This window comes from Pseudomonas zeae (assembly GCF_014268485.2).
GTDB classification, from domain to species: Bacteria; Pseudomonadota; Gammaproteobacteria; order Pseudomonadales; family Pseudomonadaceae; genus Aquipseudomonas; species Aquipseudomonas neuropathica.
The window spans coordinates 6,486,892-6,513,872 of the sequence record NZ_CP077090.1 but is presented as its reverse complement, the minus strand read 5'-3'; the positions used below and the strand labels follow the sequence as shown (position 1 = coordinate 6,513,872).

Below are 26,981 nucleotides of genomic sequence, written 5' to 3'. Positions count from 1 at the left end.
TTGTGAATCCATAATCGACACCGTTCTTTCAGGTCGATGTATGACAAAAGACACCTCGGTCAGTCCCCTCTCCCCCCGGGAGAGGGTTAGGGTGAGGGGCTTTTAAGGCGCTGCCCGCGCCGGCAACAACTTCAAGGTACTGCGCGTATTCGCCGTCACCTCTTCGGCATTGAAATGCGCCTGCACATACATCCCGTCAACATACGCCTCAGCCTGATCGTCATAGTGACTGTCAAACGGCACACCACTCTGACCAACCGGGTTGATCGTCAAGCCATGCGCCGGATCGGCAAAATCCACCAAGCGCCGCGTCGACGGCCCATAAGTCACCGGCCAAGGCGCAGGCCCGATCTTCGCCGAGAGGTTGTTCGGCACCTCATGACTGCCCGGCGCGGCAAACGGCCCGACATTGAAAATCCGCTCCAGCGGTTTCTGTTGCCCCAACGGATGGCCATGGGTCAGCGTGTGCGCCGCGCCCCATTTCCACTCGGCCGAATTGTCGCCGAGGGTCAGCTTCAGGTGCTGCATGCTCGCCGCCCACGCCGCGCGCACGACATCGGCACGGGTCTCCTTGTTCGCCGTGTTGCGGTTATCCCACCAAGGTGAATCGGCGTTCGCCGCCAGCTTCGGCAACGCCGCATCGATCACCCGCGTCGACAGCAAGGTGTCGAAAAAATCATTGCCCAACTCATCACGCATCGCCGCATCGGCCAGGTCGTAGAGGAACTGGTTGAACACCGTCGCACTGACCGAATCCAGCGGATAGTCGCCCGGCCATTGCGCCAGTTGCTCGACCAGTTTCAGCTGTGCCGGATCGCTCACTACCTCACGCAGCACCGGCAGCAACGGCGCGAGCAAACGTGGGCCATAACCGGTCGCAGTGCCCAGTTGCAGTTTCTGATTGGCCTCGTTGGTCCACTTCACGTTCTTGTCGCTGAGCTGACGATTGAGTTGCTGCCCGCGATCGGCAAGGTTGTAGTAACCGGGAATCTCCATGCCGGTCGGCGACAGCGGCTGGAAGTTGGCCGAGACGATATAGCCGCGCGCCGGGTTCTCTTCCTGCGGGTTGGCGCTGAACGGGTAGAAGCCGTCCTTGTCCGCCTGATTGCTGCTGCCGTCGAGAATGAATTCCGGCCTCACCCCAGCGGGGCGCTTGGGCAGCAACGCTGAAGCCCACCAGGCGATATCGCCTTTGGCGTTGGCGTAGACGAGGTTCAGCCCCGGCGCCTGCACTTTCGCCGCTGCGGCGCGGGCCTTGGCCAGCGTGTCGGCGCGGTTGAGCTGGTAAAAGCCTTCGAGGATCGGGTTCGGCGTTTCGAGGAAGGCCCACCACATGGCAATCGGCGTTTTGCCGGCAGCGGTGCCGAGGGCATCGTTGACGATCGGGCCGTGGGGCGATTGGCGCAGGGTGAGGGTGACCGGCGGCTGGCCCTTTACATTGATCTGCTGCTGCGTGACGACCATGTCGGTCCACTGGCCGCGATACCAGACCTGATTCGGATTATCCGGGTTGACCTTCTCGGCGATCAGGTCCAGATCGTCGTTCTGGAACATGGTCAGGCTCCAGCCGAAATCGAGGTTGTGGCCGAGGAAGGCGAACGGCACCAGCGCCTGATGATGGCCGTAGAGCTCGAAGCCCGGCGCCGACAATTGCGCCTCGTACCACACCGACGGCACCGAGAAGCGAATGTGCGGATCACCCGCCAGCAGAGGTTTGCCACTCTGGCTGCGGCTGCCGGCGATGACCCAGGCGTTGCTGCCTTCGAACTGCGGCAGGCCTTGGTCGATCAGCGCTTGTTCGCTGAGGCGGGCAAGGGCGTTGAGGTCTTTCCAGTCGCCGGCGGCGAGGACCGGCGCAGGTTTGGCGTGACCGTTGGCCAGCACACCATTGGGTTGCCAGTCGAGATCGAAGACCTTGAGGTAATCAGCGCCGAGTTGATCGCGCACATAGGTCAGCAACGGCTCGGTGCGAAACGCCGCCGCAAAGCTGTAGGCCATATAGCCGGCGACGCTGATGCTGTCTTCCGCGGTGAACGGTCGTTTGGGGATGCCCAGCACGTCAAACTCGATCGGTGCGGCGTGGGTGTCCTGATATTGGTTAATGCCATCCAGATAGGCTTGCAGGCCCTTCCACGCCGGTGACTGTTTATCGAGACTGGCGACGTAACTGGCCGCGCGTTCACGGATGCGCAGGCTGCGGAACAGTTTGTCGGTGTCGAGCAGTTTCGGCCCGAGTACTTCGGCCAGTTCGCCGCGAGCGAGGCGGCGCATGGCTTCCATCTGGAACAGGCGATCCTGGGCATGCACGTAGCCGAGGGCGCGGTAGAGGTCGGTTTCGTTCTCGGCGCGCAGGTGCGGCACGCCGCGCTCGTCATAGCGCACGGTCACCGAACCTTGCAGGTTGCGCAGTTCAACCTGGCCCTGGCGTGTGGGTTGTTTGCTGTAGACATACCAGCCGACGCCGGCAAGCAGAACAACGATGAGCAAGCCAAGTACGGTGAACACGCGCTTCATGGTGACTCCTTGTGCAAGCGGGATTGCCGCCCGTCGGGCTGCAAACAATTAGCACAGACCTTCTGTGCCGTGCAGCGCTGTCCTTGAAAAGTCCGGAATGCCTTACGGCGTTTCCACCGGCCACGGGCAATAACAACCGACCGCCAGGGTGTGCGTGGCATTCACCGGGCGATCCTCCGTCAGGGCATTCAAAATCGGTTCGATAAAGCTGTTGCTGGAATTGCAGCTCAGGCCTTCACTGTACGGGCCGAAGTACGCCAGCTTACCGCTGCGGTCCCAGATCGCCACGGCCGGGCTGGCCGGAACCTGTTCGGAGCCGGGCAATATCGTGATGGTTTTCAGACTGCTGAGGGTCGCGGGCAACTGACCGTGGCTGCCGGTTTTCTGCACGGCGAAGAACTCCACGCCTTTAGCGCCAAACCGCTCGACCATCTCGGTCAGGTGCTGTTGATTGCCGACGTTGCACGGGCAGGCCGGGTCCCAGAAATGTACCAGGCGAATCTTGCCGGGACCGGCGAGGTTGTCCGGCAGGCGCAGCGGATCACCGGAAAACACCGCCGTGTGTTCGCTGAACGCGCGCAGATAACGCCCCTGAAACCAGTCGTACGCCGCCCACAGTACCCCGGCGCAAATCAGCGCGAGCAGGCTGGCAAACAGTGCGGTGCGGTAGGGCGAACGCATGGTTTTCGTTCCAGAAGAGGTGGGCTAGCTTGCCATGCTTGCTCCGACAGATGAATATCGCAGGCCGATAAAGTCTGTTTACCGCTTTGGAATGCCCGCATGCCTGCCACTTTCGACCCCGATCAAATCCGCGCCAGCCTCAAGCCTTTGGCCGAGTGGCAGCCGTTGTCGGACGAGGCCAAGGCCTACCAGCGCTTCTACCAGACCGACTTTCCCCATCGCGATGTCTGGCGTGGCATGGGCCGTTTCGAGGTCGATGGCTATGAAGTGGTCAGCCATTGCTGGTGGCCGGAGAAGGTCAAGGCGACGCTGTTTCTGCTGCACGGTTACTACGATCACACCGGGCTGTATCGGCATGTGATCGAGTGGGCGCTGGATCAAGACTTTGCGGTAATCGCCTGTGATTTGCCGGGGCATGGTCTGTCGAGCGGGCCGCGTGCGAGCATCCGCGATTTCTCTGAGTACCAGGATGTCCTGCAAGCGTTGTTCGCCGAGGCGCAGTCGATCGCGTTGCCGCAGCCGTGGCACTTGTGCGGGCAAAGCACCGGCGGGGCGATTGTGGTTGATCACCTGCTCAACCATGGCGAAAACAGCCCGGCGCAAGGCCAGGTGATTTTGCTGGCGCCGCTGGTGCGTCCAAGGGCATGGGGCTGGTCGCAGTTTAGTTATTACCTGCTCCGGCCTTTCGTTCGGGGTGTCACGCGACGCTTTAGCGAGAATTCCAATGACCCGGATTTCCTGCCGTTTCTCCAGGCCGATCCGTTGCAGCCACGGCGCTTGCCGACCAAATGGGTGGGCGCGCTGTCACGCTGGATCATCCGCGTCGAGCACGCGAAAAAAAGTCCGCGACGGCCGCTGATCATTCAGGGACAGGCGGACATGACGGTGGACTGGCAACACAATTTGCAGGTGATGAAGTGGAAGTTCGATCGACCGCAGATCCTGTTGCTGGCCGAGGCGCGGCATCATCTGGCGAATGAGACGGTGGAGATGCGTGAGGAGTATTTCGAGTTCTTGAACAAGCGGATCAGGGGCCGAAACCTGTAGCGTCTGTGAGGGCCTCTTCGCGAGCAGGCTCGCTCCCACAGGGTAGTCGAGGTGTTCACAAATTTTGTTTCCATTGAAGAACCAGTGTGGGAGCGAGCCTGCTCGCGAAGGCGGCCGGTCAGGCGCTAAAGATCATTGTCCGACCGCAAGCCCTGCGCGGATCGCCGCCAGTGCCGCCTGGTAATAAGCCTTGCCCTCAGTCGATTCGGCAAATGTCGCAAACTCTTCCAGCTCTTCATCCGACAAGTCGCGATACACGTAGAGCAGCGTGTTGTTGATGTCCGCGCCAATCTGATCCATCAAGCGCTGGCGCTGACCATTGAGCATGCCCTGCGCTTGACCGCCACCGAGCAGCCCCGGAATCATCGAACTCAAGCTGTCCGCCGCCACACCAGCAATCGCCAGGCTGACTTCGGCGCCGGCTTCTCGCGCCGGCAAGGCTTGCGCGAGGTGGCCAATGATCAGCAGACGGCTGTCGCTGGCCTGCATCTTCGGCAAGCCCTTGGCATTTTTCGCCAGTTGATCGCGACGGGTGGCGAGCAATTCAGCCGCGACAATTTTCTTGCCCAGCGGCGATTGAAAGAAAGTCAGGGCCGGTTTTGGATCAGCGAGCTTCTGCCGCAGTTGCGCCTCGGCGCGTTGATCCACAGCTTGCGGGGCGAAGCGCTGGTTGCTGTTGTTCACCAGTGCCTGAAACACGGCGGGCGGCAGGCTGTTCTGGTAGCGCTGCTGCGCGGCGGTCAGGGCGTCATTGAAATGCGCACGTTGATCTGGCCAGCCGGCGACCTTGTACAACTGATCGTGGCCGTCCGCCCAAGCGGGCAAAACGCAGAACATCAACAGTGAAAAAAGCAAACGGCGCATAGGGACTCCTGTCAGCAGCGGACTATTCTCCGTGCGGTGCCGGTACTTGTCGAGAATTCGTAGCAAGCCGCCGCGTGGCTCTGTCGGATTTCTTGCCGCCGACATACTATGCGCGCCATGCAAATATCCTCTGAACACCCACTGCTGTTACGCATCGTCGACGACCTGGCGGAACACGGCTGGTCGCAGCAGAACATATTCCTGCCCGCCGGTTTGACCCGCGAGCTGGCGGCCGAGTGCCGTAAACGTGAGGCCGAGGGTGAGCTGGCGCCGGCGGCTGTCGGTCGCGGGCCGTTTTCAGAGATCCGCGAAGGGATTCGGGGCGACCACATTCAGTGGATCGACCCCGGCCAGGCCGAGGCCAGCGATCGTTATCTGAACTTGATGGAAAGCCTGCGTGAGGCGCTTAACCGTGGCCTGTTTCTCGGGCTTGAGGACTTTGAATGCCATTTCGCGCTGTATCCGCCGGGCGCGTTCTATCGCAGGCATGTCGACCGTTTTCGCGACGATGACAAGCGCATGGTGTCGGTAGTGGTCTATCTCAATGATGCATGGTTGCCGGAGGACGGTGGTCAGTTGCGCATGTACCTGAGCGATGAGCGCGTGCACGACGTGCAGCCTACCGGCGGTTGCCTGGTGGTGTTCCTTTCCGGTGAAGTGCCTCATGAAGTGCTGCCGGCGAACCGCGAGCGCCTGTCGCTGACCGGCTGGTTCCGCCGCCGTGGCAACGAGCCGTTCTGAGATGGAAAAGATTCTGGTCAGCCGCTGCCTGCTGGGCCATCGCGTGCGTTACGACGGTGGCGCGAGCGGACCGTTTGATCTGCTGGAGCAGTGGATTGCCGAGGGGCGGGTGGTGCCGTTGTGTCCGGAGGTCGCGGGAGGATTGCCGACGCCGCGGGCGGCGGCGGAGATTCCCGGAGGGCAGGGCGGTGAAGTGCTTGATGGTGTCGCGGCGGTGATCACCACTGATGGCGAGGATGTCAGTGCGCAGTTTCTGGATGGCGCGCGGCAGGCGCTGGAGCTGGTGCAGAAGCACGGGATTCGCGTAGCAATATTGAAAGCCAACAGTCCCTCCTGTGGAAACCTGCTGACCTATGACGGCACGTTCAGTGGCGTCAAAGTCAGTGGCGAGGGCGTGACGGCTGCGCTGCTCAAGCGCCATGGTGTGCAGGTGTTCAGTGAGCTTGAATTGCCTGAGGCGGCGGTGGCTCTGGCGGCTTTGGGCTGATCCGCAATCGTTGCCCTCACCCCAGCCCTCTCCCAGAGGGAGAGGGGGCCGACCGAGGTGTCCGGCGCTGTCCATCGACCTGAAAGACCTTATCGACTATGGATTCGAAACAGCCATGACTGATCGACTATGGATTCGACACAGGCATGACCGATCGATTATGGCGTCGACGAAGCCATGGTCAGTCGATTTCGGATTCGGTATAGCCATCCCAAGTCGGCGTATCTCTAAAGCATCCCCCAATCAGTCCCCTCTCTCTCCGGGAGAGGGCTAGGGTGAGGGGCTTTTAAGGCTTCAACCACTTCTCAGTCAGCGCTGCCAAACGTCCATCCGCCTTGATCCGCTCCATCGCACTCGCAAGGCTGGCCTGAAACGCCGGATTACCCTTCTGGAACGGAATCGCCAAATCCACCGGCGCTGCTGCTTTCGGCTTCTCTTCCGTCAGCGCCTGCACCAGCACCATCGGCCGTGGCTGCTCATCCTTTTTCGCCAGCAACTGCGAATCGACCTTGCCGTAAGGCTCGCTGAAGTCGAAACGATCCTTGAGCTCCGGTGTCAGTGCTATGTGGTTGAGCGCAACGTCGTACTTGCCGCTTTCAACGCCCTGGAGCAGGTCGGCTTCGTCAGTGACGATGAAGTCGGCGCGCACATCCAGCTCGTTGGCCAGCAGTTGCCCAAGCTCGACCTCGAACCCCGTGAGTGTGTCGCCATCCTTGAAATTGAAGGGCGGTGTATTAGCCTCAAGGGCAATGCGCAGCTCGCCACGGTCATTGACGTCATCAATCAGTTCGGCGTGAGCCAAAGGGCTCAGAAGGGGTAGCAGGCAGATCAGGCCAGGCAGAAAGCGCATGGTCACTCCTTTGAAATCATTATCGCGACGCTCTGAGTGAGGCTCGCTTTGCTATGGTTGTCGAGTGCCTTCGACAACGAATGGTCATGAAGTTGTCATGACCCTGCGGATTTTACGGAAAAACTGGAGAAGAAAATGAAAAGCTTTATGTCACGTGCAGCGCTGGCGGGTGTGCTGATGGGTGTTTCGGTGCTGGCCAGTGCGGCGACACCGGCCCCCAAGGGTGCCGAAGTGTTCATCGTTTCTCCCGAAGACGGGGCGAAGGTTGCCCAAGAGTTCAAGGTCAAGTTCGGCACCAAGGACGTCGCGCTGGCACCGGCTGGTGACCTCACCAAGAACACCGGTCACCATCACTTGTTGATCGACGTCGACAAGCTGCCAGCGGCCGGTCAGCCAATTCCCAATGATGCCAACCACATGCATTTCGGCAAGGCGCAGACGGAAGCGACCATCAAACTGGCTCCGGGCAAGCACACCTTGCAGCTGGAACTGGGCGACAGCGGCCACATGCCGTTCGATCCACCCATCGTCTCGAAGAAAATCACCGTCAACGTCGAATAACGTTTCGGCGTGCATGAAAAAGGGAGCCCGAAGGCTCCCTTTTTTTGTCTCTCAACGCTTGATCAGAACAACACGCGGCTACGGATAGTGCCGTTGATGTGCTGCAGCTTCTCTTGCGCCAAGTCTGAGTACTCGGCGTCGACGTCGATTACCACGTAACCGACTTTCTCGTTGGTCTGCAGGAACTGACCGGAGATGTTGATGCCGTTTTCGGCGAAGACCTTGTTGATCTCGCTCATCACACCCGGGATGTTCTCGTGGATGTGCAGCAGGCGGTGCTTGCCAGGGTGAGCCGGCAGGGCCACTTCCGGGAAGTTCACCGACGAAACGGAGGTACCGTTGTCGCTGTACTTGACCAGTTTTTCTGCCACTTCCAGACCGATGTTGGCTTGTGCTTCTGCGGTCGAGCCACCGATGTGCGGGGTCAGGATCACGTTGTCGAGGCCACGCAGCGGGCTTTCGAACTCTTCGTCGTTGGAACGAGGCTCCACCGGGAATACGTCGATGGCCGCGCCGATCAGGTGCTTGTCCTTGATCGCGTCCGCCAGGGCGTCCAGTTCGACCACGGTGCCGCGCGCGGCGTTGATCAGGATGCCGCCCTTCTTGATGGCGCGGATTTCCTTCTCGCCGATCATCCACTGGGTCGCAGCGGTTTCCGGAACGTGCAGGGTGACGATGTCGGACATGCCCAGCAGTTCGGTCAGGCTACCGATTTGAGTCGCGTTGCCCAGTGGCAGCTTGGTCACGGTGTCATAGAAGTACACCTGCATGCCCAGACCTTCAGCCAGAACCGACAACTGCGTACCGATCGAGCCGTAGCCGACGATGCCGAGTTTCTTGCCACGGATCTCGAAGGAGTTGGCTGCGGATTTGATCCAGCCGCCACGGTGGCAGGAAGCGTTTTTCTCAGGGATGCCGCGCAGCAGCAGGATCGCTTCGGCCAGCACCAGCTCGGCGACGGAGCGAGTGTTGGAGTACGGCGCGTTGAACACGGCGATACCGCGCTCGCGGGCAGCACTCAGGTCAACCTGGTTGGTGCCGATGCAGAAACAGCCGACCGCGACCAGCTTCTTCGCGTGATCGAAGATCTCTTCGGTCAGTTGGGTGCGCGAACGAATGCCGATGAAGTGAGCGTCAGCGATCTTTTCCTTGAGCTGGGCTTCCGGCAAGGAACCTGTCAGGTATTCGATGCTGGTGTAGCCCGCCGCCTTGAGGACGTCGACAGCCGATTGGTGGACGCCTTCGAGAAGAAGGAACTTGATCTTGCTCTTATCGAGAGAAGTCTTGCTCATCTGCGTAAACCTGTATCCCGGAGAAAAATGGCAGGGAGGGGAGCAGCCTGGAGCTGACCCAAACGGCAGGAAAGCCGTTACCGCAGAACTGGCCTTGGGCACTGGCCTGCGGGGTCGGTATGCTAGCATAGCCTCCCCGCTAAACACTCATTCCTGCGACGTGAAGCGTTCTCAGGATGACCATGAATTGTTCGAGAGTTCTGTCGATGACCAATCCTGCCCTGATTGATGAACTGAAGACCCTGGTCGAGCCTGGCAAGGTCCTGACCGACGCCGACTCCCTGAATGCGTACGGCAAGGATTGGACCAAGCACTTCGCCCCGGCGCCAAGCGCCATCGTGTTTCCCAAGACCATCGAGCAGGTGCAGGCCGTGGTGCGTTGGGCCAACACCCACAAGATTGCGCTGGTGCCGTCGGGCGGGCGCACCGGGCTTTCCGCCGCTGCGGTGGCGGCCAACGGCGAAGTGGTCGTCTCCTTCGACTACATGAATCAGATTCTCGACGTTAACCTCACCGACCGCACTGCCGTGTGTCAGCCGGGCGTGGTCACCGAGCATTTGCAGAACGTTGCCGAAGAAAAAGGCTTGTACTACCCGGTCGACTTCGCCTCGGCAGGTTCCAGTCAGATTGGCGGCAATATCGGCACCAATGCCGGCGGAATCAAGGTGATTCGCTACGGCATGACCCGCAACTGGGTGGCCGGCATGAAAGTCGTCACCGGCAAGGGTGATGTGCTGGAACTGAACAAAGACCTGATCAAGAACGCCACCGGTTACGACCTGCGTCAGCTGTTCATTGGCGCTGAAGGCACGCTCGGTTTCGTCGTCGAAGCGACCATGCGCCTCGATCGTGCGCCGAAAAACCTCACCGCGATGGTTCTCGGCACCGCCGATTTCGACTCGATCATGCCGGTGCTGCACGCCTTCCAGGGCAAGCTCGACCTGACCGCGTTCGAATTCTTCTCCGATAAGGCTCTGGCCAAGGTCATGGGCCGTGGCGACGTACCGGCGCCATTCGAAACCGACTGCCCGTTCTATGCGTTGCTGGAGTTTGAAGCGACTACTGAAGAAGTGGCCAACAGCGCACTGGAAACCTTCGAGCACTGCGTCGAACAGGGCTGGGTGCTCGACGGCGTGATGAGCCAGAGTGAAACCCAGCTGCAGAACCTGTGGAAGCTGCGCGAGTACATCTCCGAAACCATCTCGCACTGGACGCCGTACAAGAACGACATCTCGGTCACCGTGTCGAAAGTGCCGGCGTTCCTGAAGGAAATCGACGCGATCGTCGGCGAACATTATCCGGACTTCGAGATCGTCTGGTTCGGCCACATCGGCGACGGCAACCTGCACTTGAACATTCTCAAGCCGGATAACCTGAGCAAGGACGAGTTCTTCGCCAAATGCGCGACCGTCAACAAGTGGGTGTTCGAAACCGTCGAGAAGTACAACGGTTCGATCTCCGCCGAGCACGGCGTGGGCATGACCAAACGCGATTACTTGACCTACAGCCGCTCGCCGGTTGAGATCGAGTACATGAAAGCGGTGAAAGCGGTGTTCGACCCGAACGGCATCATGAACCCGGGCAAGATTTTTGCGGTTTGATCGGCAATCTTTGATGAATCAATGAAGGCAGGAGTCGGTAAATGAGCTATCAGCACCAGTACGTCGACGGCACGCGCATTCACTTCCCGATCGGGAAAGTCGTGTGCATTGGCCGCAATTACGCCGAACACGCCAAGGAACTGGACAATCCGGTGCCTACCGAGCCGTTGCTGTTCATCAAACCGGGCAGTTGCGTGGTGCCGCTGGAAGGCGGTTTCAGCATTCCGACCGAGCGCGGTTCGGTGCACTACGAAGCGGAAATCGCCGTGTTGATCGGCAAGCCGTTGTCGACCAAACCGAGCCGTGAAGAAGTGCTCGATGCCATCTCTGGTTTTGCCCCGGCACTGGATCTGACCCTGCGCGACAAGCAGGCCGAGCTGAAAGCCAAGGGCCTGCCGTGGGAAATCGCCAAGTCGTTTGACGGCGCAGCGGTGATCGCCCCGTTCGTGGTTGGCAGCACCTTCGCTGACCTGACCGACATCGGCATTCGCCTGACCATCAACGGCGAAGTGCGCCAGGACGGCAACAGCAGCGCGATGCTCAACCCGATCGTGCCGATGATCCAGCACATGGCCGGCTGCTTCTCGCTGCAGGCCGGTGACGTGATCCTCACCGGCACGCCAGTGGGCGTTGGCCCGCTGAACGTTGGCGATGACATCGTCCTCGAACTGGTCGGCGCGAGCAGCTTCAACAGCAGCGTGCGCTGATTTAACGCGGTCCCCTTGTAGGAGTGAGCCTGCTCGCGATAGCGGTCTGTCAGTCAACGATTGTTTCGACTGACCTGACGCCATCGCGAGCAGGCTCACTCCTACAGGGTTTTGTGATCTCTCCCACAATGGCGCAGGGCAATCCCGCCATTTGCCGTTTTTTTCACATCCTGTACGGATAATTCCTCTCATTCTGGCGTCTGAGCCGGCCTCTTTGTGCTATTACCCATAGCCTGAATTTTCGGAACGCGTCCCTCGATGTCATCTCAAACTCAGCTCAAACCCACCCGCCGTTCACGTTTCGCCCTGCGCTGGTATGTCTGGCTGTTGCTGGTGCTTGCCGCGGCATATGCCTTGGCGTTTGCCATGCATTGGGATGATCGCGGTGTGCTTTGGCTGCAGGAGCGCTTTGAAAGCCAGGCCGAGCAGAAGGAAAGCATCTGGCTGCCGGACTATCGGGTGGTCATCGATGCCAAACCGCTGAAGGGTATGGAGAAGGACGAGGCTTCGGATCTGGCTTACAACCCGCAGACCAAAACGCTGTTCTCGGTGATGGGCAAGAACCCGTTTCTCGCTGAACTGACGTTACAGGGCGATGTACTGCGCAAAATGCCGCTGGTGGGCTGGAGTAATCCGGAAGGCCTGACGATGATGGAAAACGGCTTGATGGCCATCGTCGACGAGCGCCAGCACATGCTGTCGATCGTCAAAGTCGATGCCGATACTCGCGAGCTGAATATCGCCGACTTCCCGAAATACGACCTCGGCCCGTCGAAAGACCAGAACAAAGCCTTCGAAGCCATTACCTGGGATTCCCACAACCAGCAATTGCTGCTCGGTGAGGAGCGGCCACCGGCGCTGTTCACCTGGAAGAGCGACGGCAGCCAGACCCTCAAGGGCGACAAGCAGAAACTTGCCAGTGATGAACTGGATATTCGCAACCTCTCGGCCTTGGCGATTGACCCGCGCACTCAGCACACACTGGTGCTGTCCGCCGACTCGCATCTGCTGCTGGAACTGGACGAGAAGGGCGAACAGGTCAGCTTCATGACCCTGCTTGGCGGCTTCAATGGCCTGAAAAACACCATTCCCCGCGCCGAAGGCGTGACCATGGACGAGGCAGGTACGCTGTACATGGTCAGCGAGCCCAACCTGTTCTATCGCTTCGAAAAACAGAAATAGCAGTCTTCGGCAGCTCCTACAGGGGTTGGCTTGTGGTTTGAGGCAAGTGGCCATTAAGCTTCAGTTCAGACGGGCGTGATATTTCATCCGCCTGTTTTGATCCCGAGCCATCCACATGCGTCGACTTGCCCGCCCCAAGCCTCTGATTATCTTCCTGTCGGTGATTGCCCTGATCGCGTTGATTGCGATCGGTCAATACATGCGCCTGTTCGAGCGCGCCTGGTTTAACTTGCACACCCTGTGGCAACCGCAGAGTAGCGAGTCGATTGGGCTGGATCAGTATCGCGTGGAGATTGAGGCGCGGGTGATTGACGGGCTGGACGACGATGTTTCGGCGCTGACCTTCGATCCGGTGCGCAAAAGCCTGTTCACCGTGACCAACAAGAATTCCGAGCTGGTCGAACTGTCGCTTGAAGGCAAGATCCTGCGGCGCATTGCCCTGATTGGTTTTGGCGATCCCGAAGCCGTCGAGTACATCAGCGCCGACACCTACGTGATCACTGATGAGCGTCAGCAGCGACTGATCAAGATTCACTTGGAGGCAAGCACCACATTCCTCGACGCGGCGGACGCCGAGCAGATGACCCTCGGCGTGCATATGGCCAGCAACAAAGGTTTTGAAGGCCTGGCGTATGACTCGGTGGGCAAGCGTCTGTTTGTCGCGAAAGAGCGTAATCCGATGCTCATCTACGAAGTGCACGGTTTTCCGCACTTCAATCCGGAAAAGTCCTACGCGGTGCATGTGATCAACGACCCCAAGCGTGACGCTGGGATGTTTGTGCGCGATCTGTCGAGTTTGCAATACGACGAGCGCAGCGGGCATTTGCTGGCGCTGTCGGATGAGTCGCGGTTGATTCTGGAGCTGGATGTCGGCGGACGGCCGTTGAGCACTATGTCCATCAGTGGCGGCCGGCAGGGTTTGAAGAAAACCGTGCCGCAGGCGGAAGGCATTGCGATGGATGATGACGGGACGTTGTATCTGGTGAGCGAGCCGAACCTGTTTTACGTCTTCAAAAAGCCTGCACAGCCCTAACCAACACCCCAAAACCATTGTAGGAGTGAGCCTGCTCGCGATAGCGGTCTGTCAGTCGACAACAATATCAACTGACAGACCGCTATCGCGAGCAGGCTCACTCCTACAGGGGGATTTCGTTTGCCCACAAATGTGTGGGTGACTGGGCTTACTCAGCCTTCAGGGTTTTCACACCTTCACTGGTGCCCAGCAACAGCAAGTCCGCGGGACGCGCCGCGAACAAGCCGTTGGTGACCACGCCGACGATCGCATTGATCTGCGCTTCCAGCTCCACCGGGTTGGTGATCTGCAGGTTGAACACATCCAGAATGATGTTGCCGTTATCGGTCAAAACGCCTTCGCGGTACACCGGGTCGCCGCCCAGTTTCACCAATTGACGCGCGACGTGGCTGCGGGCCATCGGGATCACTTCGACCGGCAGCGGGAACTCGCCCAGCACCGGCACCAGTTTGCTGGCGTCGGCGATGCAGATGAAGGTCTTGGCCACGGCGGCAACGATCTTCTCGCGGGTCAGCGCTGCGCCGCCGCCCTTGATCAGGTTCAGGTGCGCGTCGCTTTCATCGGCGCCGTCGACGTAGAACTCCAGGTCGCTGACGGTGTTCAGCTCATACACCGGAATCCCGTGGCCCTTGAGGCGCGCGGCGGTAGCTTCGGAACTGGCCACCGCGCCATCGAAGGCGCCCTTGTGCTGGGCCAGGGCGTCGATGAAGCAGTTGGCGGTGGAGCCGGTGCCGACCCCGACGATGCTCTTGTCGTCGAGTTTCGGAAGGATGAAGTCGACGGCGGCCTGAGCCACTGCCTGTTTGAGTTGATCCTGGGTCATGCGGGCTCCGGAAGCGGGCAAGGTGAGAACGGAAAGGCCGGCATTATAGCCGCAAGCGAGGCTAAAACCTCTGGATTCGTGTGGTCGTCCGGGCAAAAGCCGGGTTAGACTCCTTGGCCCTGCCCAACCCGCTCAGTGATGCTTTCCGATGCTCGAACAGTACGTCAAAAAGATCCTCACCTCGCGCGTTTATGACGTTGCCGTAGAAACCCCGTTGCAGAACGCTCGCCAGCTCTCCGAGCGGCTGGGCAATGACATCTGGCTCAAGCGTGAAGACTTGCAGCCGGTGTTCTCGTTCAAGATTCGCGGCGCCTACAACAAACTCACCCAGCTGACTGACGAAGAGCGCGCCCGTGGCGTGGTCACCGCGTCGGCGGGCAACCATGCGCAAGGTCTGGCCCTGGCGGCGAAAGTGCTGGGCGTCAAAGCCACCATCGTCATGCCCAAGACCACCCCCGAGATCAAAGTCGAAGGCGTGCGCTCGCGTGGCGGCAAAGTAGTGCTGCACGGTGACTCGTTCCCGGAAGCGCTGGCTTATTCGCTGAAACTGGTCGATGAAAAAGGCTACGTCTACATTCACCCGTACGATGATCCGCACACCATTGCCGGGCAGGGCACTGTGGCGATGGAAATTCTGCGCCAGCACCCGCAGCCACTGGACGCGATTTTCGTTCCGGTCGGCGGCGGCGGCCTGATCGCCGGCATCGCTGCCTACGTGAAATACCTGCGCCCGGACATCAAAGTCATCGGTGTCGAGCCGGACGACTCCAACTGCCTGCAAGCGGCGATGGCCGCCGGTGAGCGTGTGGTGCTGCCGACCGTGGGCATCTTTGCCGACGGCGTGGCGGTGGCGCAGATTGGCCAGCACACCTTCGACATCTGCAAAGACTACGTCGATGAAGTGATCACCGTCAGCACTGATGAGATCTGTGCGGCTATCAAGGATATCTACGACGATACCCGCTCGATCACCGAACCTGCCGGCGCATTGGGCGTGGCCGGGATCAAGAAATACGTCGAGTTGCGTGGCGTCAGCGGCCAGACCTTCGTGGCCATCGACTCCGGCGCCAACGTCAACTTCGATCGCCTGCGCCACGTCGCCGAACGCGCCGAACTGGGTGAAGGCCGCGAAGCGATAATCGCCGTGACCATCCCCGAGAAGGCCGGCAGCTTCAAGGCGTTCTGCGAAGCGATCGGCAAGCGCCAGATCACCGAATTCAACTACCGCTACAACACCGGCAGCGAAGCGCACATTTTCGTTGGCGTGCAGACCCATCCGGAAAACGATCCGCGCAGTGCATTGCTGGCGAGCCTGACCGAGCAGGGTTTCCCGGTACTCGACCTGACCGATAACGAACTGGCCAAGCTGCATATCCGCCACATGGTCGGCGGCCACGCGGCGCACGTGATTGATGAAGTGGTGTTCCGCTTCGAGTTCCCGGAGCGTCCGGGCGCGCTGTTCAATTTCCTCAACAAGCTCGGTGGGCGCTGGAACATCTCGATGTTCCACTACCGCAACCACGGCGCTGCCGATGGTCGCGTGGTCGCCGGTCTGCAAGTCCCGCACGATGAGCGTCATCTGGTGCCGGCGGCGCTTGAGGAAATCGGTTACCCGTACTGGGATGAAAGCGAAAACCCGGCCTATCAGCTGTTTCTTGGCTGAGCGGCTACGCTGATGGGCATGGCCCAAGGAAGAGAATTACATGGAAACCCTGACCACCCTGAAAGTCCTTCACGTCGCGGCGACCGTGGTCATACTCGCGAGCGGGCTGGGGCTTGCCGCCCTGACCTGGCGTAATCGCAGCGAAGGGCCGGCCAGCACGATGCAGCGTCCCTGGCTGTTTATCTGGTGTTTGATGCTGATCGGTATGCTGAGCATGCCTTTCACCGGCTGGTGGCTGGTACACCTGATTGGCTGGCCATTGGGGCAATTGTGGATTTTGGGTTCCAGCGTGATTTATGCCGTGGCCACGTTGAGTGCAGTGTGGTTGTTGGTGCGGCTTAATCGGCTGTGGACTAGCGGGGTTGGCAACTGGAAATTCAATCTGGCCCTGGCGATTGTCAGCGGTGTCGGGTTTCTTGCCATTGCCGGGTTGATGGGGGGCAAGCCTGTTTAAGGCTTTGGACCGTGTCGACCCCATTCGCGAGCAGGCTCGCTCCCACAGGGGATTTGTGAGCGACACAGATCCAATGTGGGAGCGAGCCTGCTCGCGAAGGCATAATCAGCCGCGCAGCGAAATCACCGGCCAACCACGCTTCTCGGCTTCAGCACGCAGATTCGGATCCGGATCCACCGCGACCGGATTCGCCACCTGCTCCAGCAGCGGCAAGTCATTCATCGAATCGCTATAAAAATAGCTGTCATCCAGCGAATACCCGGTCTCCTCCAGCCAACGGTTCAGGCGCGTGACCTTGCCTTCGCGAAAGCACGGAATGTCGGTGCTGCGCCCACTGTAGCGGCCATCAACCATCTCGCATTCGGTGGCAATCAGGGTTTCAACGCCCAGGCGCACGGCAATTGGCGCGGTCACGAAGCGGTTGGTCGCGGTGATGATCACCAGTTTGTCGCCGGCATCACGATGTTTTTTCAGCAGGTCCAGTGCCTTCGGCAGCACGATCGGTTCGATGCAATCGCGCATGTAATCGTTGTGCCATTGCTCAAGCACGGCCATTTCGGTGCGACCGAGGATCTCCAGGCAGAAGTTCAGGTACGCGGCGTTATCCAGTTTGCCGGCCAGGTAATCCTGATAGAACTCGTCGTTGCGCGCCTTGTACGCAATCGGGTCGAGGAAGCCGCGTTCACACAGATAGTCGCCCCAGGCGTGATCGCTGTCGCCGCCCAGAAGGGTGTTGTCCAAATCGAATAGAGCCAGGCGCATTGCAGTTACCCGCTGAAAAGTCAGTAAAAAGGCGACAAGAATACGGTCTTTTCACAAGAGTGCACATAAGGTAGGAAGCCTCGTTGCCGCCTTATCAACCTTTGTGGAACAATGCGGCGACATGCGTTTGCGAGGTTGTTGCCGTGATCGACCCCGATGGTTTCCGCCCCAATGTCGGGATCATTCTGACGAATGACGCCGGCCAGGTGCTATGGGCTCGCCGTATCAATCAAGATGCCTGGCAGTTTCCGCAAGGGGGAATCAACCCTGAAGAGACGCCGGAAGACGCCTTGTACCGCGAGCTGAACGAAGAAGTTGGCCTGGAACGTGAAGATGTTGAAATACTGGCCTGTACCCGGGGCTGGTTGCGCTATCGTTTGCCGCAACGTCTGGTGCGTACGCACAGCCAACCGCTGTGCATCGGCCAGAAACAGAAATGGTTTCTCCTGCGCCTGATCTCCAACGAGCAGCGGGTGCGGATGGATTTGACCGGTAAACCGGAGTTCGATGGCTGGCGCTGGGTCAGCTATTGGTATCCGTTGGGCCAGGTGGTGACATTCAAGCGCGAGGTGTATCGCCGCGCCCTCAAAGAGCTTGCCCCGCGCCTTTTAGCGCGCGACTGACGACGGAGTTCGACCCCGAGCCATGCTCAATACGCTGCGCAAGATCGTCCAGGAAGTTAACTCCGCCAAGGATCTCAAGGCGGCGTTGGGGATTATTGTGTTGCGCGTCAAAGAGGCCATGGGCAGCCAGGTCTGCTCGGTCTACCTGCTTGATCCCGAGACCAACCGCTTCGTCCTGATGGCCACCGAGGGCTTGAACAAGCGCTCGATCGGCAAGGTCAGCATGGCACCCAACGAAGGTCTGGTCGGTCTGGTCGGCACGCGTGAAGAACCCCTGAACCTCGAAAACGCTGCGGATCACCCGCGCTACCGCTACTTCGCCGAAACCGGTGAAGAGCGTTACGCCTCGTTCCTCGGTGCACCGATCATTCACCACCGCCGCGTCGTCGGCGTGTTGGTCATCCAGCAAAAAGAACGCCGCCAGTTCGACGAGGGTGAAGAAGCCTTCCTCGTGACCATGAGCGCCCAGCTTGCAGGCGTTATCGCCCATGCCGAGGCCACCGGTTCGATCCGTGGTCTGGGCCGTCAGGGCAAGGGTATTCAAGAAGCCAAGTTCGTCGGCGTGCCGGGCTCGCCGGGTGCGGCGGTCGGTACCGCGGTGGTCATGCTGCCGCCGGCCGATCTCGACGTGGTGCCCGACAAGACCATCACCGACATCGACGCTGAACTGGCGCTGTTCAAGACCGCCATCGAAGGCGTGCGCGCCGACATGCGCGCGTTGTCCGCCAAACTCGCGACCCAACTGCGCCCGGAAGAGCGCGCACTGTTCGACGTCTACCTGATGATGCTCGACGATGCCTCGCTGGGCAGCGAAATCACCACCGTGATCAAGACCGGCCAGTGGGCCCAGGGCGCGCTGCGTCAGGTGGTCACGGAACACGTCAACCGTTTCGAATTGATGGACGACGCCTACCTGCGTGAGCGTGCCTCGGACGTCAAAGACCTTGGTCGCCGTCTGCTCGCCTACTTGCAGGAAGAGCGCCAGCAGAACCTGGTCTACCCGGAAAAAACCATTCTGGTCAGCGAAGAACTGACGCCGGCGATGCTCGGCGAGGTTCCGGAAGGCACACTGGTCGGTCTGGTCTCGGTACTCGGCTCGGGTAACTCCCACGTCGCGATCCTCGCCCGAGCGATGGGCATTCCGACGGTGATGGGGCTGGTCGACCTGCCGTACGCCAAGGTCGACGGCATCGAAATGATCGTCGACGGCACACGCGGTGAGGTTTACACCAACCCGAGCGAAGTGCTGCGCAAGCAGTTCGCCGAAGTCGTCGAAGAAGAGAAACAACTGGCGCTGGGCCTCGACACCCTGCGTGACCTGCCGTGCGTGACCCTCGATGGCCACCGCATGCCGCTGTGGGTCAACACCGGCCTGCTGGCCGATGTGGCGCGGGCGCAGAAGCGTGGCGCCGAAGGTGTCGGCCTGTACCGCACCGAAGTGCCGTTCATGATCAACCAGCGCTTCCCGAGCGAGAAGGAACAACTGGCGATCTACCGCGAGCAGCTCGCCGCGTTCCACCCGCAACCGGTGACCATGCGCAGCCTCGACATCGGCGGTGACAAGTCGCTGTCGTACTTCCCGATCAAGGAAGACAACCCGTTCCTCGGCTGGCGCGGCATTCGCGTCACCCTCGACCACCCGGAAATCTTCCTGGTGCAGACCCGCGCGATGCTCAAGGCCAGCGAAGGCCTGAACAACCTGCGGATTCTGCTGCCGATGATCTCCGGCACCCACGAACTCGAAGAAGCCCTGCACCTGATCCACCGGGCCTGGGGCGAAGTGCGCGACGAAGGCACCGACGTGCCGATGCCGCCGATCGGCGTGATGATCGAGATCCCGGCAGCGGTGTACCAGACCAAGGAGCTGGCGCGGATGGTCGACTTCCTGTCCGTCGGTTCCAACGACTTGACCCAGTATTTGCTGGCGGTCGACCGTAACAACCCGCGTGTGGCCGATCTCTACGACTACCTGCATCCGGCGGTGCTGCAAGCCCTGCAGACCGTGGTGCGCGATGCCCATGCCGAAGGCAAACCGGTGAGTATCTGCGGCGAAATGGCCGGTGATCCGGCGGCGGCAGTGCTGTTGATGGCGATGGGCTTCGACAGCCTGTCGATGAACGCCACCAACTTGCCGAAAGTGAAGTGGATGCTGCGTCAGGTCAATTTGAGCAAGGCTCAGGAATTGCTGGCGGAGCTGATGACTATCGACAACCCGCAAGTTATCCACAGCTCGCTGCAATTGGCGCTGAAGAACCTTGGGTTGTCGAAGATGCATCCGCCGGCGGTGGTCAAGGCCCTCTGAATCAAAAGCCCCTCATCGGAACGCCGCCCGCCTAACCCTCTCCCAGAGGGAGAGGGGACTGATCCGGGGATGCTGCGGACTTACGCCGACCTGAAAGGGCTGTGCTGAATCCATAATCGAAGCGCCCCGACCTGATAGTGCTGTGCCGAATCCATAATCGACTCGGTCTTTCAGGTCGGTGTATGGCGCAAGACACCTCGGTCGGCCCCCTCTCCCTCCGGGAGAGGGCTGGGGTGAGGGTCAGCTCTTAGACACAAACCTCAACTTCCCCAAGATGCCCGCCATACGGCCCAAAACTCCGCTCCACCATCCGCCGAGTCCCGTCCGCCTGAACGATCAACGCCGTACTCGCCCGCGTCCCATAACTCTGACTGGCAATAAACACACTCGACAACAAAGTCTCAGTCGCCAACCCCACCCCTGTATCCGGCAGCTCAGCCGACGGCGCAACCTGCGCATCACTCAACAACCCCAACAACCGCGCAGGCGTCGGATCATCCAGCACTGCACCTAACGCTGCCTTGGCCTTGAGCAACTTCGGCCACGGCGTATCCAGCCCGGCATTGGATAATCCGTAAACCCCCAATCCCAGCATTACTGGCTCCGACATCCGCGCATTGAAGTGCCACAGCTCATGACTATTACCGAGCAGCAGATTAAACCCGGCATATTCCGCCGCACGCCCGACCACTTCGCTCAAATAATCATCAATCGACGCATCGCCGGTCAGAAACCGCGCCACCAACTCACCCCGCGACTTACGCGCTGGCGCCTGCTGCGGATCGCGGATATTGGTCAGCGCGGCAAAGCGCCCGTTGGCGCCAATCCCCAGCCAACTCCCGCCGGCCTCAAGATCACGTCCGGCATGCACATGCGGCGCCTCTGGCCATGGCGCCAGTGGCAGGCTTGGCCGGGCGTAGAACTCGTCACGGTTGGCCGCGACGATCAGCGGCTGGGCATGGCCCGGGCGCCAGGCGAAAACAATCAGGCACATAAGGTGGTCCTTGTGTGTTTTTTGCTCACTCTACGCATCCGGCGTCCGTGCATCCATCGCCAGTGGAGCCAAAGGGTGTGCATCCGTTACCATGCCGCTCCGGTTTTGCGGATGCGGTCTGGGGAGACGGTCATGGAATTTCTGCTCTATCTGGCGCTGGGCGCCTGTGCGGGCGTGCTGGCCGGGCTGTTCGGGGTTGGCGGCGGGATCATCATCGTGCCGGTGCTGGTGTTCAGTTTCACCTTGCAGGGCTTCGATCAGTCGATCCTCACGCATCTGGCGGTCGGCACTTCGCTGGCGACGATCATCTTCACCTCGGTCAACGCCGTGCGTGAGCATCACCGTCGAGGCGCAGTGCGCTGGCCGATCTTCATGTGGATGGCCGTCGGCATTCTGTTGGGGGCCGGTTTTGGCGCGCTGACCGCTGAAGCGATTTCCGGGCCGCACCTGCAAAAGATCATCGGCGTTTTCGCCTTGATCATCTCGGTGCAACTGGCGCTGGACATCAAACCCAAGGCCAGCCGAACCGTGCCAGGTAAACTCGGTCTGACCGTGGCCGGCAGTGTGATCGGTTGGGCCTCGGCGATTTTTGGCGTGGGCGGCGGTTCGCTGACCGTGCCGTTCCTGACCTGGCGCAGCGTGCCGATGCAGCAAGCCGTGGCAACCTCATCGGCCTGTGGTCTGCCGATCGCCCTGGTCAGTGCATTAAGTTTCATGATTCTGGGGTGGCACGATCCGTTGTTGCCACCGCATAGTCTCGGTTTTGTTTATTTACCGGCGCTGCTGGGCATCGCCCTGACCAGCATGGTCTTCGCCCGCATCGGCGCGCGTTTGGCACATCGGTTGTCGCCGCGCTTGCTGAAACGGCTGTTCGCCGCTTTGCTGTTCAGCGTGGGTCTGAGCTTCTTGCTTTAACCACTTCGCAATCCTGGCTTAATCCTGTGGTGGCAGCGTCGCCCGGGAATTTTGGTTTCAACTCTAACGAGGAGTCGCAATGCTGCCTTACCCGCAGATCGACCCGGTGGCCCTGGCCATCGGTCCGCTGAAAATCCACTGGTACGGTCTCATGTACCTCGTCGGCATCGGCGGTGCGTGGCTGCTGGCGTCGCGCCGGCTCAACCGTTTCGACCCGACCTGGACCAAGGAGAAACTCTCCGACATGGTCTTCTGGATGTCGATGGGCGTGATCGTCGGCGGACGTCTGGGTTACGTGCTGTTCTACGATCTGAGTGCCTACCTGGCCAACCCGACGCTGATTTTCGAAGTGTGGAAGGGCGGCATGTCGTTCCACGGCGGGTTCATTGGCGTGATGCTCGCGGCCCTGTGGTTCGGCAAGCGTAACGGCAAGTCGTTCTTCCAGTTGATGGACTTCGTCGCACCAATGGTGCCGATCGGCCTGGGCGCCGGGCGTATCGGCAACTTCATCAACGCCGAGTTGTGGGGTAAGGCCACCGACGTGCCGTGGGCCATGGTCTTCCCGCCATTCAGCGATCCGGCGCAACTGCCGCGTCACCCGTCGCAGCTGTATCAGTTCGCGCTCGAGGGCGTGGCGCTGTTCCTGATCCTGTGGATTTTCTCGCGCAAGCCGCGTCCGACCATGGCCGTTTCCGGCATGTTCGCGCTGTTTTACGGCATCTTCCGGTTCATCGTCGAGTTCGTTCGCGTCCCGGATGCGCAACTGGGCTACTTGGCCTGGAACTGGCTGACCATGGGCCAGGTGCTCTGCGTGCCGATGATCGTCGGCGGGCTGTTCCTGATCTGGCTGGCCTATCGTCGCGCACCGGCAGCACCGCTCGCGCCGACGGCTTAAACTACGAACCCGGCGCGCGACGCCGGGGCTCAAAGGACACAGGTAACTCATGAAGCAATATCTCGAACTGGTCTCGCACGTCATTCAGAACGGCACCAAACAAGCCAACCGCACCGGTATCAACACCATCAGCTTCCCGGGTGCGATGCTGCGTTTCGATCTTCAGGAAGGTTTTCCGGCGATCACCACGCGCAAAATGGCCTTCAAATCGGCCATCGGCGAGATGTGCGGGTTTCTCCGTGGCGTGAACAACGCCGCTGAATTCCGGGCGCTGGGCTGCAAGGTCTGGGACCAGAACGCCAACGAAAACGCGCAGTGGCTGGCCAACCCGTTCCGTCAGGGCGACGACGACCTCGGCGAAATCTACGGCGTGCAATGGCGCAAATGGCCGGCGTACAAGCAGATCCCGCTGAGCAACAGCGCCGCCATCGAACAAACCCTGGCCAACGGCTACAAGCAGATCGCTCAAGGCGAAGAAGACGGCCAGGCCTACGTGGTGCTGTACAAAGCCATCGACCAGGTGCGTCAGTGCGTCGACACGATCATCAACGATCCGGGCAGCCGCCGCATCCTGTTCCACGGCTGGAACGTCGCGCAGCTGGATGAAATGGCCCTGCCGCCGTGCCATCTGCTGTACCAGTTCCACCCGAACGTCGAGACCAAAGAGATCTCCCTGACCCTCTATATCCGCTCCAACGACCTGGGTCTGGGCACGCCGTTCAACCTCACCGAAGGCGCCGCGCTGCTGAGCCTGATCGGTCGCCTGACCGGCTACACGCCGCGCTGGTTCACCTATTTCATCGGTGATGCGCACGTCTACGAGAACCATCTGGACATGCTCAACGAACAGCTCAAGCGCGAGCCGTTCGCCATGCCGAAGCTGAAAATTTCGGATCGTGTGCCGGAGTTTGCCAAGACCGGTGTTTATCAGCCGGAGTGGCTGGAGCTGGTCGAGCCGAGCGATTTCTCGCTGGAAGGCTACGAACACCACGCGCCAATGACCGCGCCAATGGCGGTCTAAGCCGTTGCATAAAACCCCTGTGGGAGCGAGCCTGCTCGCGAAGTGGGCGTGTCAGTCATAGAGATGTCGACTGATACACCGCTTTCGCGAGCAGGCTCGCTCCCACATTTGGTTTTGCGTGAGTCTTAATGACCGTGGCTGCGGCCAACATGGGAGTGCTCAACCTCCGTCGCGACAACCCCGCCACTCACTTCCAGGCGCTGCAAAATTCCGCACTGATCGGCCATCGGCCCTTCGCCACAACGTTGGCGCAGGTCGAGCAGTTGTGTCTGCAACGCCAACAAGCCATCAATCCGCGCCTTCACATGTTGGATGTGCTCGTCGATCAGCGTATTCACGCTTTCACACTGATCCTGAGGGCTATCACGCATGGCCAGTAGACTGCGAATCTCTTCGAGGGTCATGTCGAGGGTGCGGCAGTTGCGGATGAAGGTCAGGCGTTCGGCGTGGGCCTGGGTGTAGACGCGGTAGTTGCCGTCGCTGCGCGCTGGTTCCGGCAGGAGGTTTTCGCGCTCGTAGTAGCGGATGGTTTCCACGGCGCAGTCGGTGAGTTTGGCCAGTTCTCCGATCTTCATGACGACAATCTCCAAAAGGGTGCTTGACCCTATAGTGGCTACAGGGTCTTTACTTGGCAACAGGCACCTTCATGGACGCGACCAATGAGCGATTCCCAGCACACCCATAAGCCCGGCGACGGCCACGATCACAGTCATAAATTGCAGCCTGTGCATAAACATTCACAGGGTGGCGATTCTTGCTGCGGGTCGAAAGTCGTTGCGCCGGCACCGGTTCATGCGCACGAAGATTCCTGCTGCTCGTCGACAGCTGCCGCGCCTGCGCTGGTGCAATTGAGCGAGCAGACCAGCGCCGATGCGCGACTGAGCAGTTTCCGCATCGAGGCGATGGACTGCCCGACCGAGCAGACGCTGATTCAGAACAAGCTCGGCAAACTCGCCGGCGTGCAGCAACTGGAATTCAACCTGATCAACCGCGTACTCGGCGTGACCCATAACCTGCCGGGCACCGAGCCGATCACCGAAGCGATCAAATCCCTCGGCATGCACGCCGAGCCTCTGGAGGCGGGCGTCGAAGCACCGGCCCCGGCGCCAGTGAAAAAGCTTTGGTGGCCCTTGGCGCTGTCCGGTGTCGGCGCCCTCGCTGCCGAAGTCATCCACTTCACCAACGCCGCTCCCACCTGGGTGGTGGCGATCATTGCGCTGGTGTCGATCCTCAGCGGTGGCCTGACTACCTACAAAAAGGGCTGGATCGCCCTGAAGAACCGCAACCTCAACATCAACGCACTGATGAGCATCGCCGTCACCGGTGCCATCCTCATCGGTCAGTGGCCGGAAGCGGCGATGGTGATGTTCCTGTTCACCGTCGCCGAGTTGATCGAAGCGCGCTCGCTGGACCGTGCGCGCAACGCGATCAGCGGCCTGATGCAGATGACGCCGGAACAAGCCACGGTGTTGCAGGCTGACGGTTCGTGGATTGAGCAGGACGTGAAGAGCGTCGAGCTCGGCGCCCGCGTGCGAGTGAAACCCGGCGAGCGTATCGCGCTGGACGGTGAAGTGGTCAGCGGCAGTTCGACCATCGACCAGGCGCCGATCACCGGTGAGAGCCTGCCGGTGGAGAAAACTGTCGGCGACAAAGTTTTCGCCGGCACCATCAACCAGGCCGGTTCGCTGGAATACGCGGTGACCGCAGCGGCGAACAACTCGACTCTTGCGCGGATCATCCACGCCGTCGAGCAGGCCCAAGGCGCGCGTGCGCCGACCCAACGCTTCGTCGATCAATTCTCGAAAATCTACACGCCGGTAGTGTTCGTGTTTGCCTTGGCCGTGGCGATCATTCCGCCGCTGTTCATGGGCGCTGTGTGGTTCGACTGGATCTACCGTGCGCTAGTGTTGCTGGTGGTTGCATGCCCATGCGCACTGGTGATTTCCACCCCGGTGACTATCGTCAGCGGCCTCGCGGCAGCGGCGCGCAAAGGCATTCTGGTCAAGGGCGGCGTGTACCTGGAGGGCGGCTTCAAACTGGATTATCTGGCGCTGGATAAAACCGGGACGATCACCCACGGCAAACCGGTGCAGACCGATTACCTGTCGCTCGATCCAACCGCCGATGCCAGCGCACCTGCAATCGCTGCGGCGTTGGCAGGACGCTCCGATCACCCGGTGTCGCTGGCCATCGCCAACGCCGCTGTGGATAAAAACTTCGCTGCGCTGATTGTGGATAACTTCGAAGCATTGGGCGGGCGCGGCGTCAAAGGCGAAATCAACGGCCAGACGTACCACTTGGGCAACCATCGCCTGGTCGAAGAACTCGGTTTGTGCTCGCCGGCGTTGGAAGAAACGCTCTTCGCGCTGGAGAAACAGGGCAAATCCGTGGTGTTACTGCTCGACAGCTCTGGCCCGCTGGCACTGTTCGCCGTGGCCGACACCGTCAAGGAGACCAGCCGCGAAGCGATCCGCCAATTGCATGAACTCGGGGTGAAAACCCTGATGCTCACCGGCGACAACGTCCACACCGCCCAAGCGATTGCCGCACAGGTCGGGATCGACGAAGCGCGTGGCGACTTGCTGCCGACCGACAAGCTGCAAGCCATCGAAGAGCTTTATGCACAGGGCCGCCGAGTCGGCATGGTCGGCGACGGTATCAACGACGCGCCGGCACTGGCCCGCGCCGAGATTGGTTTTGCCATGGCCGCGGCCGGTACCGACACCGCGATTGAAACCGCCGATGTCGCCCTGATGGACGACGATCTGCGCAAGATTCCGGCGTTCATCAGCCTGTCGCGCAATACCGCAAGCATCCTGAAACAGAACATTGCGTTGGCACTGGTGATCAAGGCTATCTTTCTTGCGGTAACCTTCGCCGGGCTCGCCACCATGTGGATGGCGGTGTTCGCCGACATGGGCGTAAGCCTGTTGGTGGTGTTCAACGGTTTGCGCCTGCTGCGCAAATAG

General features: G+C 60.4%; 25 protein-coding genes. 16 read left to right on the top strand and 9 right to left on the bottom strand.

What is annotated here, in order from left to right; genetic code table 11:
* Positions 1-102 precede the first annotated feature (102 nt).
* Positions 103-2,514, bottom strand: coding sequence for a penicillin acylase family protein (locus HU754_RS28755; RefSeq protein ID WP_186620083.1), 2,412 nt, complete (start codon positions 2,512-2,514; stop codon positions 103-105).
* Positions 2,515-2,616: 102 nt separating this feature from the next.
* Positions 2,617-3,195: a DUF6436 domain-containing protein gene (locus tag HU754_RS28750; RefSeq protein ID WP_186620081.1), complete on the bottom strand. Its 579-nt coding sequence runs from the start codon at positions 3,193-3,195 to the stop codon at positions 2,617-2,619.
* Positions 3,196-3,294: 99 nt separating this feature from the next.
* Here HU754_RS28750 and bipL point away from each other — a divergent pair, with 99 nt between their 5' ends.
* Positions 3,295-4,242: a phospholipase BipL gene (gene bipL / locus HU754_RS28745; RefSeq protein WP_186620080.1), complete on the top strand. Its 948-nt coding sequence runs from the start codon at positions 3,295-3,297 to the stop codon at positions 4,240-4,242.
* Between the two features lie 132 nt (positions 4,243-4,374).
* Here the strand turns inward: bipL and HU754_RS28740 are convergent, their stop codons facing one another.
* On the bottom strand, positions 4,375-5,106 hold the full coding sequence (locus HU754_RS28740; protein ID WP_093429786.1) for a DUF2059 domain-containing protein: 732 nt from the start codon (positions 5,104-5,106) through the stop codon (positions 4,375-4,377).
* 108 nt (positions 5,107-5,214) lie between these two features.
* On the opposite strand from HU754_RS28740, the gene HU754_RS28735 reads away from it, so the two are divergent.
* Together HU754_RS28735 and HU754_RS28730 are read left to right on the top strand one after the other, a co-directional pair.
* Entirely contained in the window at positions 5,215-5,847 is a 633-nt protein-coding gene (locus HU754_RS28735) for a 2OG-Fe(II) oxygenase (protein ID WP_093429787.1), read from the top strand.
* A 1-nt stretch (position 5,848) separates the two neighbouring features.
* Positions 5,849-6,334 carry a 2-thiouracil desulfurase family protein gene (locus HU754_RS28730; RefSeq protein WP_186620078.1) on the top strand — a complete coding sequence of 162 codons (486 nt, stop codon included), beginning with the start codon at positions 5,849-5,851 and terminating at the stop codon, positions 6,332-6,334.
* A 286-nt stretch (positions 6,335-6,620) separates the two neighbouring features.
* Here HU754_RS28730 and HU754_RS28725 read toward each other — a convergent pair whose 3' ends face one another.
* On the bottom strand, positions 6,621-7,184 hold the full coding sequence (locus HU754_RS28725) for a transporter substrate-binding domain-containing protein (RefSeq protein ID WP_093429789.1): 564 nt from the start codon (positions 7,182-7,184) through the stop codon (positions 6,621-6,623).
* 135 nt (positions 7,185-7,319) lie between these two features.
* Here HU754_RS28725 and HU754_RS28720 point away from each other — a divergent pair, with 135 nt between their 5' ends.
* Positions 7,320-7,745, top strand: coding sequence for a DUF4399 domain-containing protein (locus HU754_RS28720; protein WP_186620075.1), 426 nt, complete (start codon positions 7,320-7,322; stop codon positions 7,743-7,745).
* Positions 7,746-7,807: 62 nt separating this feature from the next.
* Here HU754_RS28720 and serA read toward each other — a convergent pair whose 3' ends face one another.
* Positions 7,808-9,037, bottom strand: coding sequence for a phosphoglycerate dehydrogenase (serA, locus tag HU754_RS28715; protein ID WP_008085296.1), 1,230 nt, complete (start codon positions 9,035-9,037; stop codon positions 7,808-7,810).
* Between the two features lie 206 nt (positions 9,038-9,243).
* On the opposite strand from serA, the gene HU754_RS28710 reads away from it, so the two are divergent.
* The 4 genes from HU754_RS28710 to HU754_RS28695 all read left to right on the top strand — a co-directional run bounded on the left by HU754_RS28710 (position 9,244) and on the right by HU754_RS28695 (position 13,560).
* Positions 9,244-10,638, top strand: coding sequence for a D-2-hydroxyglutarate dehydrogenase (locus tag HU754_RS28710; RefSeq protein WP_026000500.1), 1,395 nt, complete (start codon positions 9,244-9,246; stop codon positions 10,636-10,638).
* Between the two features lie 41 nt (positions 10,639-10,679).
* Complete coding sequence (locus tag HU754_RS28705) at positions 10,680-11,345, top strand: fumarylacetoacetate hydrolase family protein (RefSeq protein ID WP_093429791.1); 666 nt, start codon at positions 10,680-10,682, stop codon at positions 11,343-11,345.
* Between the two features lie 258 nt (positions 11,346-11,603).
* Entirely contained in the window at positions 11,604-12,527 is a 924-nt protein-coding gene (locus HU754_RS28700) for an SdiA-regulated domain-containing protein (RefSeq protein WP_093429792.1), read from the top strand.
* Between the two features lie 115 nt (positions 12,528-12,642).
* Positions 12,643-13,560 carry an SdiA-regulated domain-containing protein gene (locus HU754_RS28695; protein ID WP_186620073.1) on the top strand — a complete coding sequence of 306 codons (918 nt, stop codon included), beginning with the start codon at positions 12,643-12,645 and terminating at the stop codon, positions 13,558-13,560.
* A gap of 148 nt (positions 13,561-13,708) precedes the next feature.
* Here HU754_RS28695 and rpiA read toward each other — a convergent pair whose 3' ends face one another.
* Complete coding sequence (rpiA, locus tag HU754_RS28690) at positions 13,709-14,383, bottom strand: ribose-5-phosphate isomerase RpiA (protein WP_007913886.1); 675 nt, start codon at positions 14,381-14,383, stop codon at positions 13,709-13,711.
* A 148-nt stretch (positions 14,384-14,531) separates the two neighbouring features.
* On the opposite strand from rpiA, the gene ilvA reads away from it, so the two are divergent.
* Together ilvA and HU754_RS28680 are read left to right on the top strand one after the other, a co-directional pair.
* Positions 14,532-16,046 (top strand): threonine ammonia-lyase, biosynthetic, encoded by a 1,515-nt coding sequence (ilvA, locus tag HU754_RS28685; RefSeq protein WP_041072159.1) that lies wholly within the window; start codon positions 14,532-14,534, stop codon positions 16,044-16,046.
* A gap of 40 nt (positions 16,047-16,086) precedes the next feature.
* A complete protein-coding gene (locus tag HU754_RS28680) occupies positions 16,087-16,500 on the top strand; it encodes a DUF2269 family protein (RefSeq protein ID WP_186620071.1) in 414 nt (137 codons plus the stop codon).
* Between the two features lie 105 nt (positions 16,501-16,605).
* Here the strand turns inward: HU754_RS28680 and HU754_RS28675 are convergent, their stop codons facing one another.
* Entirely contained in the window at positions 16,606-17,262 is a 657-nt protein-coding gene (locus tag HU754_RS28675; RefSeq protein ID WP_116254299.1) for a histidinol-phosphatase, read from the bottom strand.
* Positions 17,263-17,405: 143 nt separating this feature from the next.
* Between HU754_RS28675 and HU754_RS28670 the strand changes: the two genes are divergently transcribed.
* Complete coding sequence (locus HU754_RS28670) at positions 17,406-17,885, top strand: RNA pyrophosphohydrolase (RefSeq protein WP_003229203.1); 480 nt, start codon at positions 17,406-17,408, stop codon at positions 17,883-17,885.
* Between the two features lie 22 nt (positions 17,886-17,907).
* The gene (ptsP, locus tag HU754_RS28665) at positions 17,908-20,187 is read left to right on the top strand and encodes a phosphoenolpyruvate--protein phosphotransferase (protein ID WP_093429796.1); all 2,280 of its coding nucleotides are present in this window, start codon (positions 17,908-17,910) and stop codon (positions 20,185-20,187) included.
* Positions 20,188-20,434: 247 nt separating this feature from the next.
* Here ptsP and HU754_RS28660 read toward each other — a convergent pair whose 3' ends face one another.
* Positions 20,435-21,181 carry an NRDE family protein gene (locus tag HU754_RS28660; RefSeq protein WP_186620069.1) on the bottom strand — a complete coding sequence of 249 codons (747 nt, stop codon included), beginning with the start codon at positions 21,179-21,181 and terminating at the stop codon, positions 20,435-20,437.
* 132 nt (positions 21,182-21,313) lie between these two features.
* On the opposite strand from HU754_RS28660, the gene HU754_RS28655 reads away from it, so the two are divergent.
* The 3 genes from HU754_RS28655 to HU754_RS28645 all read left to right on the top strand — a co-directional run bounded on the left by HU754_RS28655 (position 21,314) and on the right by HU754_RS28645 (position 24,012).
* On the top strand, positions 21,314-22,096 hold the full coding sequence (locus HU754_RS28655; RefSeq protein WP_016983201.1) for a sulfite exporter TauE/SafE family protein: 783 nt from the start codon (positions 21,314-21,316) through the stop codon (positions 22,094-22,096).
* Positions 22,097-22,175: 79 nt separating this feature from the next.
* Positions 22,176-22,991, top strand: a complete 816-nt coding sequence (gene lgt / locus HU754_RS28650) for a prolipoprotein diacylglyceryl transferase (RefSeq protein ID WP_016983202.1) — start codon at positions 22,176-22,178, stop codon at positions 22,989-22,991.
* Between the two features lie 49 nt (positions 22,992-23,040).
* Positions 23,041-24,012 (top strand): thymidylate synthase, encoded by a 972-nt coding sequence (locus HU754_RS28645; RefSeq protein ID WP_102901367.1) that lies wholly within the window; start codon positions 23,041-23,043, stop codon positions 24,010-24,012.
* A gap of 125 nt (positions 24,013-24,137) precedes the next feature.
* Here HU754_RS28645 and cadR read toward each other — a convergent pair whose 3' ends face one another.
* Positions 24,138-24,587 carry a Cd(II)/Pb(II)-responsive transcriptional regulator gene (cadR, locus tag HU754_RS28640; RefSeq protein WP_016983204.1) on the bottom strand — a complete coding sequence of 150 codons (450 nt, stop codon included), beginning with the start codon at positions 24,585-24,587 and terminating at the stop codon, positions 24,138-24,140.
* Positions 24,588-24,671: 84 nt separating this feature from the next.
* Here cadR and HU754_RS28635 point away from each other — a divergent pair, with 84 nt between their 5' ends.
* Positions 24,672-26,981: a heavy metal translocating P-type ATPase gene (locus HU754_RS28635; RefSeq protein WP_186620065.1), complete on the top strand. Its 2,310-nt coding sequence runs from the start codon at positions 24,672-24,674 to the stop codon at positions 26,979-26,981.

Coding starts and splice junctions, on each gene's coding strand:
- HU754_RS28755 (WP_186620083.1), bottom strand. CDS start 2,514: ATGAAGCGCGTGTTCACCGTACTTGGCTTGCTCATCGTTGTTCTGCTT.
- HU754_RS28750 (WP_186620081.1), bottom strand. CDS start 3,195: ATGCGTTCGCCCTACCGCACCGCACTGTTTGCCAGCCTGCTCGCGCTG.
- bipL (WP_186620080.1), top strand. CDS start 3,295: ATGCCTGCCACTTTCGACCCCGATCAAATCCGCGCCAGCCTCAAGCCT.
- HU754_RS28740 (WP_093429786.1), bottom strand. CDS start 5,106: ATGCGCCGTTTGCTTTTTTCACTGTTGATGTTCTGCGTTTTGCCCGCT.
- HU754_RS28735 (WP_093429787.1), top strand. CDS start 5,215: ATGCGCGCCATGCAAATATCCTCTGAACACCCACTGCTGTTACGCATC.
- HU754_RS28730 (WP_186620078.1), top strand. CDS start 5,849: ATGGAAAAGATTCTGGTCAGCCGCTGCCTGCTGGGCCATCGCGTGCGT.
- HU754_RS28725 (WP_093429789.1), bottom strand. CDS start 7,184: ATGCGCTTTCTGCCTGGCCTGATCTGCCTGCTACCCCTTCTGAGCCCT.
- HU754_RS28720 (WP_186620075.1), top strand. CDS start 7,320: ATGAAAAGCTTTATGTCACGTGCAGCGCTGGCGGGTGTGCTGATGGGT.
- serA (WP_008085296.1), bottom strand. CDS start 9,037: ATGAGCAAGACTTCTCTCGATAAGAGCAAGATCAAGTTCCTTCTTCTC.
- HU754_RS28710 (WP_026000500.1), top strand. CDS start 9,244: ATGACCAATCCTGCCCTGATTGATGAACTGAAGACCCTGGTCGAGCCT.
- HU754_RS28705 (WP_093429791.1), top strand. CDS start 10,680: ATGAGCTATCAGCACCAGTACGTCGACGGCACGCGCATTCACTTCCCG.
- HU754_RS28700 (WP_093429792.1), top strand. CDS start 11,604: ATGTCATCTCAAACTCAGCTCAAACCCACCCGCCGTTCACGTTTCGCC.
- HU754_RS28695 (WP_186620073.1), top strand. CDS start 12,643: ATGCGTCGACTTGCCCGCCCCAAGCCTCTGATTATCTTCCTGTCGGTG.
- rpiA (WP_007913886.1), bottom strand. CDS start 14,383: ATGACCCAGGATCAACTCAAACAGGCAGTGGCTCAGGCCGCCGTCGAC.
- ilvA (WP_041072159.1), top strand. CDS start 14,532: ATGCTCGAACAGTACGTCAAAAAGATCCTCACCTCGCGCGTTTATGAC.
- HU754_RS28680 (WP_186620071.1), top strand. CDS start 16,087: ATGGAAACCCTGACCACCCTGAAAGTCCTTCACGTCGCGGCGACCGTG.
- HU754_RS28675 (WP_116254299.1), bottom strand. CDS start 17,262: ATGCGCCTGGCTCTATTCGATTTGGACAACACCCTTCTGGGCGGCGAC.
- ptsP (WP_093429796.1), top strand. CDS start 17,908: ATGCTCAATACGCTGCGCAAGATCGTCCAGGAAGTTAACTCCGCCAAG.
- HU754_RS28660 (WP_186620069.1), bottom strand. CDS start 21,181: ATGTGCCTGATTGTTTTCGCCTGGCGCCCGGGCCATGCCCAGCCGCTG.
- HU754_RS28655 (WP_016983201.1), top strand. CDS start 21,314: ATGGAATTTCTGCTCTATCTGGCGCTGGGCGCCTGTGCGGGCGTGCTG.
- lgt (WP_016983202.1), top strand. CDS start 22,176: ATGCTGCCTTACCCGCAGATCGACCCGGTGGCCCTGGCCATCGGTCCG.
- HU754_RS28645 (WP_102901367.1), top strand. CDS start 23,041: ATGAAGCAATATCTCGAACTGGTCTCGCACGTCATTCAGAACGGCACC.
- cadR (WP_016983204.1), bottom strand. CDS start 24,587: ATGAAGATCGGAGAACTGGCCAAACTCACCGACTGCGCCGTGGAAACC.
- HU754_RS28635 (WP_186620065.1), top strand. CDS start 24,672: ATGAGCGATTCCCAGCACACCCATAAGCCCGGCGACGGCCACGATCAC.